We start from the raw sequence: 15,099 nt of genomic DNA on the forward strand, positions 1-15,099 counted from the left end.
GTTTGGTTGGCATTTGAAAGTCGATAAATTGAGTGGCATATCAGATTAAAAATATAAATTTTATCAAACATCAATACGAGCATAAAATCAATGTCAGGAAAATAACCACTGAGTTTTCCAACCTGCCAGGAATAATTAGCAACCAATTAGTAACTAAACGGAAAAAGACCAATTCATCACGAATTGGCCTTTAGGTATCTGTATATATAAATTTAGTGGTGCGGTTGGGGGGACTTGAACCCCCACGACCTAAGTCACCAGCCCCTCAAGCTGGCGCGTCTACCAATTCCGCCACAACCGCGCAATACTAAATTTATATTATCTTTCTTACTAAGTTAACTTGCTCATTTTGAGGTAAATAAGCCTACTTAACTTTTAGACTAGCAGTCCCATCAAGTGTGGTGCGTCTAACAATTCCGCCACATCTGCATTTTTAAAACTTTACTTTGGAATGTCGTTATCATTCGCTTTCTTAGTCGCTGCAGGAATATCGCTATTCCCTGATGACTGACCTGGCTCTACACTTTCGCTAGGGATTGATGCATCACCTGGTATAGTTTGCTCTACAGGAGTGTTTAAGTTGTTCCACTCATCGGTAGATTTAATTCTATTTGCCGTTAAGTTACCTAACACTAAGCTGATAACAAAGAACGCTATAGCTAACCATGTAGTCGCTTTAGTTAAAAAGTTACCTGAGCCACTTGAACCAAATATTGTTGCTGAAGAGCCGGCACCAAAAGATGCGCCCATATCTGCGCCTTTACCTTGTTGGATTAAAACTAAACCAATTAAACAAATTGAAACAATTAAATAAGCAATAATTAACGATTGATACAACATTTTAAGATCCTTTGGCTGACGAGCAAATTATTTTGAATTCGTCGACTTTTAAACTAGCACCACCAATAAGACCACCGTCAATATCAGTTTGTGCAAATAATTCTTCACAGTTAGCAGCATTTACGCTACCACCGTATAATAATGGCACTTTATTCGCGATAGTATCATCAGCGTTAGCTAAAAATTGACGAATAAATAAGTGTGTTGCTTGTGCCATTTCTGGAGATGCTGTTTTGCCAGTACCAATAGCCCAAACAGGCTCGTAAGCAATAACAACATCTGTAAATTTTTCTATACCAATTTCGTCAATTACTGGCTGTAATTGTGAAGCGAGTACTGTCTCTGTTTGTTCAGCAGTTCGTTCATCTTCACTTTCACCAATACACAATATAGGTGTTAAACCAGCATCCAAAGTAGCTTTAACTTTATGAGCAACTTGTGTACTTGTTTCTTTGTAAATGCATCTTCGTTCAGAGTGCCCTACAATAACATAATTTACAGAAACTTCCTTGAGCATATCTGTGGATATTTCACCAGTATATGCTCCACTTTGATGCTCGCTTACATTTTGCGCACCTAAATGGATGTTTGCTTGTAAATTGTCACTTTTAGCACTTATTGTAAATGCTGATAGAAAAGGCGCAGGAGGACAAACAACAACGTCGACATTTTCAGCTAGCTTGACACTATTTAATCCTGAAATCATTTCTTTTATCAGCGACAAACTTCCATTCATTTTCCAGTTTGCGGCTACTATTGCTTGTCTTTTCATTTATCTTTCCTAATTAAAGCGGCGAGATATTAACTAACCTACGAACAAGATACAAGTGTTTAACTTAATATCTTGTTCATTTGCTTATTATTCAACCGTCTGACGTCTATTTTGTTAACAAGCGGCTTTAACAGCATCGGCAATGATATTTGCTAGCTCGGTAACTTCTGTTAATTCTGGTCCTTCAACCATAACCCGTATTAAAGGCTCAGTACCTGATTTACGTAATAACACGCGACCACGCCCTGAAAGTTGTTCATTGACCGTATGTACAGCAGCGACGACATTCTGCGCCGTTAACGGGTCATTGTCACCGGTAAACCTAACATTAACTAACACTTGTGGTAATTTAGTCATCCCTTGGCGGAGTTCGTGCAAGGTTTTATCACCACTACAAACAGCGGTTAATACATTTAACGCGGCGATAATACCATCACCGGTAGAAGTATTTTTTAAATTGATCACATGGCCAGAGTTTTCAGCGCCCAACTGCCAACCTTTTTTGTTGAGCATTTCGGTAACATATCGATCGCCGACTTTGCTGCGAGCAAAAGGTATCCCCATGTCCGCAAGCGCAATTTCAAGCCCCATATTACTCATCAGTGTACCAACAACACCTCCACTAATAACGCCACTTTGTAAATCGTTTGAAGCAATAACGTAGACACACTCATCACCATCAAGCACATAGCCAGTATGATCAACCATCATCAAGCGGTCGCCATCACCATCTAGTGCAATACCTAAATCAGCCTGATGTTCAACAACAGCCTTACTGATAGCGTCCATTGATGTTGCACCACACTGGTCGTTAATATTGGTACCATTTGGCGACGTACCGATTTCAATCACTTGTGCACCTAATTCACGAAACACGTTAGGTGCGATGTGGTAAGTTGCACCGTGCGCGCAATCAACAACAATTTTATAATCTTTTAAAGAATATTGGCTAGGAAAATTACTTTTACAAAACTCAATATAGCGCCCAGCAGCGTCTTCAATTCGCGTTGCTTTACCTAATTTAGCCGATTCAACACAGCCCATTTCTTTATCTAATTGTGCTTCAATAGCCAGTTCGACATCATCGGGTAACTTCTCACCATTTTGTGAGAAAAACTTAATGCCGTTGTCATAAAATGGATTATGTGATGCACTAATAACGATACCCGCTTCAGCGCGAAAAGTTTTAGTAAGGTAAGCAATCCCTGGCGTTGGCATGGGTCCCAATAAGCCAATATCGATTCCCGCAGCAGAAAAACCAGCTTCTAGGGCTGACTCAAGCATGTAGCCTGAAATTCGGGTATCTTTACCGATAAGTACTTTTTTCGTGCCTTGGGCAGCTAGTACGCGGCCAGCGGCATAACCTAATTTCATCACAAACTCAGCGGTGATTGGGTATTGTCCTACTAGGCCTCTTATGCCATCGGTTCCAAAATATCTTCTTTCTGACATTTTATTTGTCCTTTATATTTACTTTTTTAGTATATTTAATGTTGAGTTATCTATTTATGGTGGTAGCTTGTAAAACCTTTAAAGCATCGACTGTTTCTTTTACATCGTGAACACGAATAATTCTTGCCCCTTGCTGAGCGGCTATAATGGCTGTTGCTAAGCTACCTGCTAGGCGTTCATTAACCTCTCGATTAAGAAGATTACCGATCATCGACTTTCTCGACAGTCCTGCCAATACCGGCAAATCTAGGCATTGAAATTTAGCCATATTCGCCAATAAACAATAATTTTGTTCTAATGATTTACCAAAGCCAAAGCCAGGGTCTAAAATAAGACTAGAACGATTAATACCCGCTTGTGTACAGGCTAAAATTCTTTCCTGAAAGAAAGTGGTAATGTCGTCTATTAAATTGACGTAGTGAGGATTGTGCTGCATGGTTCGAGGTAAACCTTGCATATGCATTAAACAAATACCAACACCTTGGTCTTGCGCTAATACCGTTAAGCAACCTTCATTTTGCAGAGCTCGAACATCATTGATGATACCTGCCCCATAAGTGATGCCCTCAGACATCACCTCGGCTTTACTGGTATCAATAGAGACAATGATATTAAAACGCGCATTAATGGCTTTTAATACGGGAATAACACGCGCTAACTCATCTTTAACAGAAACTTCTTTTGCGCCTGGACGCGTTGATTCGCCCCCGATATCAATAATGGTGGCGCCATCGGCTATCATTTGTTCGGCTTGTCTTAATGCAGAGTCAATACGAGAGAATTGTCCGCCATCAGAAAATGAGTCTGGGGTTACATTTAAAATCCCCATCACCTGCGGGGTTTCAATATTAAGGAAATGTGTACCGCAAGGTAAATTTTTCAACAAAACTTATGCTCTTTGTGATTATTCTGTATAGAAATTTATTTTATAAAAAACAACTTACTATTAACAATAGTAAATTAGCTTTTATAAAATAAAGCCTCGTTAATCGAGGCTATATTTAAAGGCTATTAATCAGCAGAGGCGTCACTAGGTTTATCTAGATCTGGCGCTACTTCTTTTTTCTCAGCTTTATCTTCTTTAGTGTCAGAAGAGGCGTTGTCATCAGCTTTAGGCGGCTTCTTTGAATCAGAGTGATTATCCCACTCAGCCATTGGCGGACGAACTTCTCTGCGTTCCATCAAGTCATCGATTTGTCTAGCATCGATAGTTTCGTAATGCATTAACGCATCTTTCATTGTCTCTAAAATATCACGGTTCTCGTTCAATATTTTTTCTGCACGTTGATAGTTACGGTCAACAAATGCTTTGATTTCAATATCAATCGCTTGCGCAGTTTCGTCAGACATGTTCAACGATTTAGATGATGAACGACCTAAAAACACTTCACCTTCTTCTTCGGCAAATAACATTGGACCCAATTTTTGTGAGAAGCCCCACTGAGTAACCATTTTACGAGCAAGTTGAGTCGCACGTTCAATATCGTTAGATGCACCGGTAGAAACTTTCTCAAAACCGTAAATCATTTCTTCAGCAATACGACCACCGTAAAGTGACGAAATATTACTTTCTAAATGCTGTTTACTATGACTAAATCTGTCTTGTTCTGGTAAATACATAGTGACACCTAAAGCGCGGCCACGAGGAATAATACTCACCTTGTAAACGGGGTCATGATCTGGCACTAAACGACCAACGATCGCGTGCCCTGCTTCATGGTAAGCTGTCATCGCTTTTTCTTCTTCGCTCATAACCATCGAACGACGTTCAGCACCCATTAATATTTTGTCTTTCGCTTTTTCAAATTCGTCCATCGATACAGTGCGGCGAGCCGAACGTGCAGCGAATAATGCGGCTTCATTAACTAAGTTAGCTAAATCTGCACCTGACATGCCCGGTGTACCACGTGCAATAACTGATGCTTTAACATCGTCACCCAAAGGTACTTTGCGCATATGCACTTTAAGAATTTGTTCACGACCACGAATATCAGGTAGACCAACCGTTACTTGACGGTCAAAACGACCAGGACGAAGTAATGCTGGATCTAAAACGTCTGGACGGTTAGTTGCGGCAATAACGATAACGCCTTCATTACCTTCAAAACCATCCATTTCAACCAACATTTGGTTAAGTGTTTGTTCACGTTCATCGTGTCCACCACCCATACCTGCGCCACGTTGGCGACCTACCGCATCGATTTCATCGATGAAGATGATACAAGGGGCTGATTTTTTAGCTTGCTCAAACATATCACGCACACGAGATGCACCAACACCAACAAACATTTCAACAAAGTCAGAACCTGATATAGTGAAAAATGGTACTTTAGCTTCACCAGCAATAGCTTTTGCCAGCAAGGTTTTACCTGTACCCGGTTGTCCTACGAGTAAGACACCTGAAGGAATACGGCCACCAAGTTTCTGAAATTTAGTTGGCTCTTTTAAGTAATCAACAAGCTCAGAAACTTCTTCTTTCGCTTCGTCGCAACCAGCAACATCAGCAAAAGTTGTTTTTATCTGATCTTCACTTAAAAGCTTCGCTTTAGACTTACCAAAAGACATCGCCCCTTTTCCACCACCGCCTTGCATCTGACGCATGAAGAATATCCACACACCTATTAACAAAATCATTGGGAACCAAGAGATAAAAATAGTGGTTAGAAAGCTAGTTTCTTCCGGCAATTCACCAGAAGCATTAACGCCTTGTTTAACTAAATCGTTGATTAAATCACGATCGAAACCACCAGGAATAACAGTAACAAAGGCTTCACCACTACGTTTTGTGCCTTTGATAACACCATTACGATCAACATTTGCGTCACGAATCTGTCCTTGACGGACATCTTTAATGAAACGCGTGTAATCAACTTGTTGTTCAGTAGTGGTGCTCGGAGTGAATCCTTGGAATACCGACATTAAAACAACCGCTATTACCAACCATAAAATAAGATTTTTTGCCATATCGCTCAACTTAATGACCTCTTGTACTTTGAATGAACTTTTACTTAACCGTTAACTAGTACAGATAAACGGCTAGTTCTGAAATCAACCTAAACTTTTAAGTTGATGAGTCGTAATTTACTATAATTTAACGCTCGGAGCTATTTAAATCCGGTAGCAACCAAATATACTTCGCGTGAACGTGCACGTGACGAATCTGGTTTACGGGTTTTTACTGTTTTAAATGCTCCTCTTAAATCTTGCATAAATTGCTCAAATCCCGCTCCTTGAAAGACTTTAACAACAAACGCGCCATTTTTCTTTAAGACCTGATTACACATGTCTAGTGCTAATTCAACAAGATACATACTTCTTGCGGCATCGGCACCGTCATTACCGGTAAAATTAGCTGCCATGTCAGACATAACAACATCGATATCTTTGCCGCCAATACGGTTTAGTAATGCATTAAGGACCGGTTCTTCTCTGAAGTCGCCTTGTAAAAAGTCAACACCAGCAATAGGGTCCATTGCCAGGATATCACAAGCAATAATTTGCCCACTACCTCCAACGGCTTTGACCGCATATTCTGACCAACCTCCAGGTGCAGCACCTAGATCGACCACTTTCATGCCTTTTTTAATCAGCTTATCTTTAACGTTTATTTCTTCAATTTTAAAGTATGCTCTAGAACGCACACCGAGTTTCTGAGCTTTTTTTACATACTCATCATCAAAGTGTTCTTGCATCCAACGGGTACTACTATTACTTAATTTCTTTTTACTCATTAATTTAACTTAATTAATTTGTTAATAATGCAAAACGATTTAACGTTTTATTAGTATTACAGAGTAGATGGAGGTAAAATAGTATTAATTCAAGCTAACTTGTAACGAAAATTGTTAATGAGCCTAAATAAAAAACAAATACAGTATTTAAAAGGTCTTGCGCACCCATTGAAACCAGTGGTTTTATTGGGTAACAACGGCTTAACAGAGGCAGTAGTTGCCGAAATTGATTATTCATTAAATCATCATGAATTAATTAAAATTAAAATCCCAACCGATGATCGTGACAGTAAAGCATTAATTGTTGAAGCTATTTGCCGTGAAACAGCGTCAATTAAAGTTCAAGTAATTGGTAAAACATTAATTATTTATCGTCAGTCACCAGAAAAGAAAATAAGAATTCCTAAAATTTAATTTTTACATTCTTATCTAAAAGAGCTTCGGCTCTTTTTTTATGTCTAAAATTTATGAATACACGCAGACTGACATTTAAATATTACATTATTGACAGCTACATTAGAACAACCTAATATAGCTTTAACAAAGAAACAGTATTGATTCTTTTTAATCATTAAATATTAAGGCCTCTATAAATGTTGAAAACTATACCGACACTGATAGCTGAAATTAGAAAAAACATACAAACTACATCGGCTCATGATGCTTACCTAAGTGCACAAAAAGAGAAAAGCCTATTTATTGACGTACGTGAAGCGCAAGAAGTCGCTACAAGCCCAGTGATAAATTCAGTTAATATTCCGCGTGGTGTTTTAGAAATGAATATTGGTAACTGCACGACTGATGAAAACCAGCGTATATATCTTCATTGTGCAACTGGCGGCCGGGCGAGTCTTGCTGCTGAACAATTAAGTCGTTTAGGCTATAAAGATGTTTGGGCTATTATATGCCAGCATAGTGATGTTTGTTCTGCACAAGAAAAAAATTAACATCGCGCCAATAACTCTATATTTTACTTAAGAGTAAAATTTAAAAGGCTAAACAAGTGAGTTGTTTAGGCTATAAAGATGTTTGGCCTATTATATGTCAGCATAGTGATGTTTGTTCTGCACAAGAAAAAAATTAACATCGCGTCAATAACTCTATATTTTACTTAAGAGTAAAATTTAAAAGGCTAAACAAGTGAGTTGTTTAGCCTTTTTTCTATTCTCAAGGAATACTATATCGTTAATTTTGACTTATTTAACGCTAATATTTTCTCGCCAATACCTGTAACATTCAACAAGTCTTCGACCGAGATAAACTTACCATTTTCATTTCGATATTTGACAATAGCTGCCGCTTTTTTCATGCCTATGCCTTTTAATAAAGATAAGGTCTTCATATCAGCATGGTTTATATCAATACGCTCGTCAACTTGATTAACATTGGCATTGGGCTCATTACCACCGACACTGTCAGCAAAGCTTAATGACGAAAAAGTAAAGGTGAGGCAAATAAATAAGATTTTTGAAAATTTAATCATGATTATATCCTTTTATTGTAAATTCCATTACGTCTCACAAACAATAAACTGTTAATTTATTATTAACGAGACGTTAATAGGTTTAGGATAAAATTTTACTTTTGTCAATTTATAGCCATTAATAAAGTTATACTGATTGACCTTAATTAAGCGATAAATTAATCGACTGCAAAACTTGCTGTGGGTTTTCAGCTTGGGTAATGGGTCTGCCAATAACTAAATAATCAACGCCGACGGCCATTGCCTGCTCTGGAGTCATAATACGTTTTTGATCGTCACTGGCGGCACCAGCAGGTCTAATACCTGGCGTGATAAGCTTAAAGTCTTTACCTAAAGCGCTTTTCAGGCTTTGTGCTTCCTGTGCTGAACAAACAACACCATCAAGGCCAGCTTCTTTTGTCAACTTTGCTAGCAACATCACTTGCTCGGCTGGCGTTCGCGTAATACCTAAGCCGAGTAAGTCTTCTTCACTCATACTGGTTAAAACAGTGACAGCAATAAGTATTGGGGCGTTATCACCGTATTTTTCTAATGCCTGTTTAGCTTTAACCATCATTTCACGTCCGCCACTGGCATGAACATTAACCATCCACACCCCCATTTCTGCTGCAGCAGTTACCGCTTTTGCTACGGTGTTAGGAATATCGTGGAACTTTAAGTCTAAAAAGACATCGAAGCCACGGCCCGTCAGTTCTTTAACAAACGCAGGTCCAAAATGAGTAAACATTTCTTTTCCCACTTTTAAGCGACAATCCTTTGGTTGGATCTTATCAACAAATGCAAGCGCATCCGCTTTTTTATCGAAATCTAGGGCAACAACTACTTTTGCATCATTCATACTCAATCCTCAATTCTTAATTCTTAATTCTTAATTCTTAATTCTTAATTCTTAATTCTTAATTCTTAATTCTTTAATAATATTCTAATTTGACCTTCTATGATTCAAGAGCAAAGAAAAAAGCACGCAGCTGACGCTAGTCAGTGAGTACTTTAGGTGCAGCTATTGAAATGTAGAACAAAGAAGTTAGATATTATTCGCCTTCTAGGCCTCTAACTGGTTTCAATTGTTCCCAGTCATGACATGAAGGACACGCCCAATAATGTTTACTGCTATTAAAACCACAGGTTCGACAACTATAACGGGGTTTTAAATTCAAATAAGCGCCAATCAATTCTTTGATCATATCTAAATTTTCGGTGTTGTCATGCTCAGTAGAGTTAACCATTTGCATCTTAATAAAATGCTTAAAACCTTTAATGGTTGGACGCTTTTTCAAGGCAAGTAAAATAAACTCTTTCGCTTTTTCGTTGCCATATTTAGCTTCAAGATGGCTTAAGTATTTTATCAGAGCGCTCGAACCACCGGTTTCATCATAAACTTTTCTAATGAATTTAAAATATTCATCGTCTGCATCTAACTGATGATAACAATTTTGCATTTCATCAATAACATCAGGAAAGAATTCTTTATCCTGAAGATAGATGTCTTGATAACATCGGCAGGCTTCATTGAACTGTTGATGCTTTTCATAAATTTGAGCTAATAACCAATTAGCACGACAAGAATTAGCATCATAAATCAACGCCAACTCTAATAACTCTATGACTTCAATAAAGTTATCTTCTGCTAAGGCTGTTGTCGCTAATTCACAATAAAAATTAGCTAAGTTATGAAGAAGTTTTTTATCTTTAGTTTTAACAATGGCTTTTTTATGACTGATGCCTTTTGACCAATCTTTAGTAGACTGGTAAATACGCATCAAATAATCAAGGGATTTTAAGCCATAGTGTTTTGATTTAAGCAGTTTTTCAAACATGGCTTCAGCGCGGTCGTATAAGCCGGCACTAAAGAAATCTTTACCTAGTTCATAAGCCGCTTGTTGCTTATCTTTAGCGGGTAAATGTTTCTGTCTAACTAAGTGCTCATGCACTTTTAATGCGCGGTCGAGCTCACCACGGCGACGAAATAAATTGGCCATGGCAAAATGTGCTTCAACAGTATCATCTTCAACTTTAAGGGCTTCTAGTAAGTAGTCTATCGCTTTATCTTGTTGATTTGATAAGAGGTAATTTAAGCCTGTTGAATATTTTATCGACAAGGCTTGTTTAGCTGAGTGATCATTTTGTTTAACACTATTACGGCCCATGAACCAGCCATAGCCCATTGCAACAGGGAGTAATAAGAACAATAGTTCTAACATATAATTTACACTGATTCTTTAGAGGATGACTTTTTAGGTTTTATCATTCGAACAAACTTCCACAATAATGCAAAGAGTAAGCCGAGTACAAAGCCCAAAGTGGTAAATAAACTGACAGCCGCAGCAACTGATAGTTCAGTTCGGGCGATGAGATAATTCAACGTTAAGGTCTGCTCATTTTGACTACCAAAAATAAAAGCGATGACTAGTAAGCTGAACAGTAAAAACGCTGTAATATAAATACGCAAAATAAGTTACCTATGATGAAAATTAAGTTAAAAAAAACGGCATACCATTATAGCATGCCGTTTTATTGATAATTTATCAATTACGCTATTGAAAGATTTACTCTTTCACGTAACTCTTTTCCAGGTTTAAAATGAGGAACGTATTTACCTGCCAACTCAACGGATTCGCCAGTTTTAGGGTTACGTCCAACACGAGGAGCACGAAAATGTAATGAAAAACTACCAAAACCACGAATTTCAATACGCTCACCTTTTGACAAGGTTTGTGCCATCATTTCTAAGATTTCTTTAATAGATTGTTCAACATCTCTCGCTGATAAATGACTTAATTTATCGGCTAATCTTTCAATAAGTTCAGATTTGGTCATTTGACCTCCTGTGTTCACTAGGTTGAAGTTAATAGTACCTTCTCGCCAATGGATTTTAAACGAAGAGAAGTGTTATGTTTCAAACACTTCTCACCTTCAAGTGTCTAAATTAGTTTTTAGCGTTTTTAAACGCTGCAGCCATTGCACTTAAACCAGTTTCTTCAACTTGGTTTAGGTTATCCATAGCTTCACGTTCTTCTGCTTGATCTTTAGCTTTGATTGATAAGCTGATAGCACGGTTCTTACGATCCACACCCATAAACTTAGTCTCAACACTATCACCAACAGATAATTCAGTTGACGCATCTTCGATACGCTCACTAGAAATATCAGATACGCGTAGGTATCCTTCAACGCCTTCGGCTAATTCAATTTTAGCGCCTTTAGCATCTACTTCGATAACCTTACCTGTAACAATAGCACCTTTCTTAGTATCTGCAAGGTACTGATTAAACGGATCATCTTCAGTTTGCTTAACACCTAAAGAAATACGTTCGCGCTCAGGGTCAACTTGTAATACTACAGCTGAGATTTCATCACCTTTCTTGTATTCACGAACAGCTTCTTCGCCGCCAGCCCATGAAATATCAGATAAGTGAACAAGACCATCAATGCCGCCGTCAAGACCAATAAAGATACCAAAGTCAGTAATTGACTTGATCTTACCAGATACTTTGTCGCCTTTGTTGAAGTTCTTAGCGAACTCTTCCCAAGGGTTAGCAATACACTGTTTAAGGCCTAAAGAAATACGACGACGTTCTTCGTCAATTTCTAATACCATAACTTCAACCGTGTCACCTAAGTTAACAACTTTAGATGGGTGGATGTTTTTGTTAGTCCAATCCATTTCAGAAACGTGAACTAAACCTTCAACGCCTTCTTGGATTTCAACAAAACAACCGTAGTCAGTTAAGTTAGTTACACGACCAGTAAGTTTAGCGCCTTCAGGGTAACGCTTAGCAATTGCTACCCATGGATCTTCACCTAACTGCTTCATACCTAGAGATACACGAGTGCGCTCACGGTCAAATTTCAATACTTTAACTTGTATTTCGTCACCAACATTTACGATTTCACTTGGGTGCTTAACGCGCTTCCAAGCCATATCTGTAATGTGTAGTAAGCCGTCAATGCCGCCTAAGTCTACGAATGCGCCGTAGTCAGTAAGGTTCTTAACGATACCTTTAACTTCTAGGCCTTCTGCTAATGACTCTAACAATGCATCACGTTCAACGCTGCTTTCAGATTCGATAACGGCACGACGAGAAACAACAACGTTATTACGCTTTTGATCAAGCTTAATAACTTTAAATTCTAATTCTTTGCCTTCAAGGTGAGTTGTATCGCGAATTGGGCGAACATCTACTAATGAACCCGGTAAGAAAGCACGAATATCGCTAACTTCAACCGTGAAACCACCTTTAACTTTACCGTTGATAACACCGATAACAGTTTCTTTTTCTTCATATGCTTTCTCAAGCACTTGCCACGCTTCATGACGTTTAGCGTCATCACGTGAAAGAATAGTTTCACCAAAACCGTCATCTGTAGCTTTAAGAGATACGTCGACTTCATCGCCAACGCTTACATCAACTTCACCAGCGTTGTTTTTAAACTGGTTGATGTCAATAACACTTTCAGATTTAAGGCCAGCATCAACGATAACATTGTCTTTAGTAATAGCGACAATCGTACCTTTGATAATTGAACCAGGGCGTGTTTCGATTTCTTTTAAACTTTCTTCAAATAGTTGTGCGAAATTTTCAGTCATAACTTGCATATAAACTCAGTTATTAATCCAGTCAACATCAATGTTTCATGGGGTTATTTAATAGTGCCCAGTGCATCCGTACAGTAGGCTATAGGTTGATTTTGAAGCTATATAGCTTCGTTTACGTTAACTTGCCATTGGCAAATGTTAAAATCTTGGCAACCACTTCATCAATAGAAAGGTCAGTAGAATCAACAATTAACGCACCTTCTGCTGGGATAAGGGGAGCGACCGTACGGGTCTGATCTCGCTCATCTCGCTGACGTATGTCATCCAAAAGGCGCCCGATTTTAACATCAAAACCTTTCTCTTTCAACTGATTAAATCGACGTTGTGCTCGTTCTTCTGCAGAAGCGGTTAAAAAAACCTTAACTGGTGCGTTACTAAAAACGATTGTTCCCATGTCTCTTCCATCAGCGACAAGCCCAGGAGCGACTTTAAAAGCACGTTGGCGACGTAAAAGCGCTTCACGCACTCGAGGGAAGGCTGCTATTTTAGAAGCGATAGCACCGACTTCTTCTGTGCGTATGCTATTGCTAACATCTTCGCCTTCTAAAATAACTTTTCCTTCACCTTGACTGGTTATTTCAAATTGCACGTCTAAATGAGCAGCAATGGGGATCAAGGATTCTTCATCTTCGATAGTTAAATGGTGATGCAATGTCGCCACTGCAAGCACACGATAAATAGCTCCGCTGTCAAGCAAGTGCCAGCCAAGTTGCTCTGCAACTAAACGTGCGGCTGTGCCCTTACCTGCTCCACTAGGTCCATCTATAGTTATTACCGGTATTTTTTCTATCATATTTTTATCTACACTAAAGCAAGTTAAACTAAGTTAGTCACTTAATTTAAGCTTGATTGAGTGTTAGTCCCACTTGGTTTGCTAAGGTGACAAAATTAGGGAACGAAGTCGCTACATTGTCACACTCTAAAATTTGAATTTCACCAGTAGCTCGTAATGAGCTAATCGCAAAAGACATGGCAATACGGTGGTCATCATGACTATGAATAGTCCCTGATGTTAATTGCCCACCAACAATATCTATACCGTCATCATAAACAGTACAGTCAATATCTAATTCTTTTAAGCCATCAGCCATTGCTTGAATGCGATCGCTTTCTTTCACTCTTAATTCTTCCGCGCCACGTAAGCGTGTTGTACCTTCAGCACAAGCAGCCGCAATAAATATCGCTGGGAACTCATCAATGGCAAGCGGTACATCACGTTCGTTTATATCAATACCTTTTAATGGTGATGATTTAACCACAACATCAGCAACAGGCTCTCCGCCTGCCATACGCTCGTTGATGATGCTCAAATCGCCATTCATCTGCTGTAAAATATTAATCGCGCCAATACGCGTCGGATTCATACCCACATTACGAATAGTCAACTGACCTTCTTTAGCAATTAAACCCGCAACCATAAAAAATGTTGCTGATGAAATATCGCCGGGTACTTTAATGTCGCAAGCCGTTAGTTGATGGCCGCCTTCAATAGAAACCTTTTTACCCATAGGGGTATCTTCAACCTTTACCGGATAACCAAAGGCGGTCAACATGCGTTCAGTGTGATCGCGAGTAATACCAGGTTCGGTCACCGAGGTAATGCCGTCGGCATAAATACCCGCAAGTAATACACAAGATTTTACTTGTGCACTGGCCATGGGTAAGTCGTAATGAATCGCGGTTAAGGTTTGACCTTCATCAATCCCTTGTGAAATAACCGGTGGCGTACCGTTTTCGGCAGCAGAGATATTTGCACCCATTAATTTTAATGGGTCAACAACGCGTGCCATAGGACGTTTATTTAAAGAACTGTCACCAGCCATTTGCCATGCAAAATTTTGTCCGGCGAGTAATCCCGACATTAATCGGATTGTTGTCCCTGAATTACCAATATTTAAAGCTTCTTGAGGTGCGGTTAAACCACGTAAACCTTTGCCATGAATAACAACATTTTGTTGCTTGTCAGGGCCTTCTATTTTTATGCCCATCGCCTTAAATGCATTCATTGTTGCTAAACAATCGTCTCCAGGTAAGAAACCCGAAACATGCGTGGTACCTTCAGCTAAAGAGCCAAACATAATAGAGCGATGCGAACATGACTTGTCACCCGGTACAATGATATCTCCGGATACTTTTCCGGCAAGGCCTGTGGTGATAGTTAATGTTTTATTTACTTGAGACATTTTTTTTCCATTAAATTAATGTTGTTTTATGACAATTTTTT

The 15,099-nt window shown here is 38.9% G+C and carries 16 protein-coding genes and 1 tRNA gene; 2 read left to right on the plus strand and 15 right to left on the minus strand.

All coding sequences use genetic code 11. The features are described from left to right. Positions 1-216: 216 nt before the first annotated feature. From A3Q34_RS01970 to rlmE, 7 genes are all read right to left on the minus strand, one after another. A tRNA-Leu gene (locus tag A3Q34_RS01970) sits at positions 217-301 on the minus strand. 140 nt (positions 302-441) lie between these two features. Further along, the gene (gene secG / locus A3Q34_RS01975) at positions 442-837 is read right to left on the minus strand and encodes a preprotein translocase subunit SecG (RefSeq protein WP_197517680.1); all 396 of its coding nucleotides are present in this window, start codon (positions 835-837) and stop codon (positions 442-444) included. A 4-nt stretch (positions 838-841) separates the two neighbouring features. Further along, positions 842-1,612, minus strand: a complete 771-nt coding sequence (gene tpiA / locus A3Q34_RS01980) for a triose-phosphate isomerase (protein ID WP_070373822.1) — start codon at positions 1,610-1,612, stop codon at positions 842-844. A 114-nt stretch (positions 1,613-1,726) separates the two neighbouring features. Continuing rightward, the gene (gene glmM, locus A3Q34_RS01985) at positions 1,727-3,064 is read right to left on the minus strand and encodes a phosphoglucosamine mutase (RefSeq protein ID WP_070373823.1); all 1,338 of its coding nucleotides are present in this window, start codon (positions 3,062-3,064) and stop codon (positions 1,727-1,729) included. A 46-nt stretch (positions 3,065-3,110) separates the two neighbouring features. Continuing rightward, positions 3,111-3,893, minus strand: a complete 783-nt coding sequence (folP, locus tag A3Q34_RS01990) for a dihydropteroate synthase (protein WP_070376966.1) — start codon at positions 3,891-3,893, stop codon at positions 3,111-3,113. Positions 3,894-4,075: 182 nt separating this feature from the next. Continuing rightward, positions 4,076-6,037 carry an ATP-dependent zinc metalloprotease FtsH gene (ftsH, locus tag A3Q34_RS01995; protein ID WP_070373824.1) on the minus strand — a complete coding sequence of 654 codons (1,962 nt, stop codon included), beginning with the start codon at positions 6,035-6,037 and terminating at the stop codon, positions 4,076-4,078. A gap of 131 nt (positions 6,038-6,168) precedes the next feature. After that, complete coding sequence (gene rlmE, locus A3Q34_RS02000; RefSeq protein WP_070373825.1) at positions 6,169-6,795, minus strand: 23S rRNA (uridine(2552)-2'-O)-methyltransferase RlmE; 627 nt, start codon at positions 6,793-6,795, stop codon at positions 6,169-6,171. Between the two features lie 117 nt (positions 6,796-6,912). Between rlmE and yhbY the strand changes: the two genes are divergently transcribed. Together yhbY and A3Q34_RS02010 are read left to right on the plus strand one after the other, a co-directional pair. Continuing rightward, entirely contained in the window at positions 6,913-7,209 is a 297-nt protein-coding gene (yhbY, locus tag A3Q34_RS02005) for a ribosome assembly RNA-binding protein YhbY (RefSeq protein ID WP_070373826.1), read from the plus strand. Between the two features lie 179 nt (positions 7,210-7,388). Then, positions 7,389-7,742 (plus strand): rhodanese-like domain-containing protein, encoded by a 354-nt coding sequence (locus A3Q34_RS02010; protein WP_070373827.1) that lies wholly within the window; start codon positions 7,389-7,391, stop codon positions 7,740-7,742. A 230-nt stretch (positions 7,743-7,972) separates the two neighbouring features. Here the strand turns inward: A3Q34_RS02010 and A3Q34_RS02015 are convergent, their stop codons facing one another. The 8 genes from A3Q34_RS02015 to aroA all read right to left on the minus strand — a co-directional run bounded on the left by A3Q34_RS02015 (position 7,973) and on the right by aroA (position 15,058). Continuing rightward, positions 7,973-8,278, minus strand: a complete 306-nt coding sequence (locus tag A3Q34_RS02015; protein ID WP_083277864.1) for a ComEA family DNA-binding protein — start codon at positions 8,276-8,278, stop codon at positions 7,973-7,975. Positions 8,279-8,420: 142 nt separating this feature from the next. Then, positions 8,421-9,116: an orotidine-5'-phosphate decarboxylase gene (gene pyrF, locus A3Q34_RS02020; protein ID WP_070373828.1), complete on the minus strand. Its 696-nt coding sequence runs from the start codon at positions 9,114-9,116 to the stop codon at positions 8,421-8,423. A 193-nt stretch (positions 9,117-9,309) separates the two neighbouring features. Beyond that, positions 9,310-10,479 carry a lipopolysaccharide assembly protein LapB gene (gene lapB, locus A3Q34_RS02025; protein WP_070373829.1) on the minus strand — a complete coding sequence of 390 codons (1,170 nt, stop codon included), beginning with the start codon at positions 10,477-10,479 and terminating at the stop codon, positions 9,310-9,312. A gap of 5 nt (positions 10,480-10,484) precedes the next feature. After that, positions 10,485-10,727, minus strand: a complete 243-nt coding sequence (locus A3Q34_RS02030; protein WP_070373830.1) for a lipopolysaccharide assembly protein LapA domain-containing protein — start codon at positions 10,725-10,727, stop codon at positions 10,485-10,487. Between the two features lie 80 nt (positions 10,728-10,807). Beyond that, the gene (gene ihfB / locus A3Q34_RS02035; protein ID WP_070373831.1) at positions 10,808-11,095 is read right to left on the minus strand and encodes an integration host factor subunit beta; all 288 of its coding nucleotides are present in this window, start codon (positions 11,093-11,095) and stop codon (positions 10,808-10,810) included. A 109-nt stretch (positions 11,096-11,204) separates the two neighbouring features. After that, entirely contained in the window at positions 11,205-12,866 is a 1,662-nt protein-coding gene (gene rpsA / locus A3Q34_RS02040) for a 30S ribosomal protein S1 (RefSeq protein ID WP_070376968.1), read from the minus strand. A gap of 121 nt (positions 12,867-12,987) precedes the next feature. Further along, positions 12,988-13,668, minus strand: coding sequence for a (d)CMP kinase (gene cmk, locus A3Q34_RS02045; protein ID WP_070373832.1), 681 nt, complete (start codon positions 13,666-13,668; stop codon positions 12,988-12,990). A gap of 46 nt (positions 13,669-13,714) precedes the next feature. Then, a complete protein-coding gene (gene aroA, locus A3Q34_RS02050; protein ID WP_070373833.1) occupies positions 13,715-15,058 on the minus strand; it encodes a 3-phosphoshikimate 1-carboxyvinyltransferase in 1,344 nt (447 codons plus the stop codon). Between the last annotated feature and the right edge of the window lie 41 nt (positions 15,059-15,099).

The sequence above is a fragment of the Colwellia sp. PAMC 20917 genome (assembly GCF_001767295.1).
Taxonomy (GTDB): Bacteria; Pseudomonadota; Gammaproteobacteria; order Enterobacterales; family Alteromonadaceae; genus Colwellia_A.

What these genes read in the sequence shown, in the direction of transcription:
- tpiA (WP_070373822.1), bottom strand. Translation starts at nt 1,612, where the DNA reads ATGAAAAGACAAGCAATAGTAGCCGCAAACTGGAAAATGAATGGAAGT.
- glmM (WP_070373823.1), bottom strand. Translation starts at nt 3,064, where the DNA reads ATGTCAGAAAGAAGATATTTTGGAACCGATGGCATAAGAGGCCTAGTA.
- folP (WP_070376966.1), bottom strand. Translation starts at nt 3,893, where the DNA reads ATGGGGATTTTAAATGTAACCCCAGACTCATTTTCTGATGGCGGACAA.
- rlmE (WP_070373825.1), bottom strand. Translation starts at nt 6,795, where the DNA reads ATGAGTAAAAAGAAATTAAGTAATAGTAGTACCCGTTGGATGCAAGAA.
- yhbY (WP_070373826.1), top strand. Translation starts at nt 6,913, where the DNA reads ATGAGCCTAAATAAAAAACAAATACAGTATTTAAAAGGTCTTGCGCAC.
- A3Q34_RS02010 (WP_070373827.1), top strand. Translation starts at nt 7,389, where the DNA reads ATGTTGAAAACTATACCGACACTGATAGCTGAAATTAGAAAAAACATA.
- A3Q34_RS02015 (WP_083277864.1), bottom strand. Translation starts at nt 8,278, where the DNA reads ATGATTAAATTTTCAAAAATCTTATTTATTTGCCTCACCTTTACTTTT.
- pyrF (WP_070373828.1), bottom strand. Translation starts at nt 9,116, where the DNA reads ATGAATGATGCAAAAGTAGTTGTTGCCCTAGATTTCGATAAAAAAGCG.
- lapB (WP_070373829.1), bottom strand. Translation starts at nt 10,479, where the DNA reads ATGTTAGAACTATTGTTCTTATTACTCCCTGTTGCAATGGGCTATGGC.
- ihfB (WP_070373831.1), bottom strand. Translation starts at nt 11,095, where the DNA reads ATGACCAAATCTGAACTTATTGAAAGATTAGCCGATAAATTAAGTCAT.
- rpsA (WP_070376968.1), bottom strand. Translation starts at nt 12,866, where the DNA reads ATGACTGAAAATTTCGCACAACTATTTGAAGAAAGTTTAAAAGAAATC.
- cmk (WP_070373832.1), bottom strand. Translation starts at nt 13,668, where the DNA reads ATGATAGAAAAAATACCGGTAATAACTATAGATGGACCTAGTGGAGCA.
- aroA (WP_070373833.1), bottom strand. Translation starts at nt 15,058, where the DNA reads ATGTCTCAAGTAAATAAAACATTAACTATCACCACAGGCCTTGCCGGA.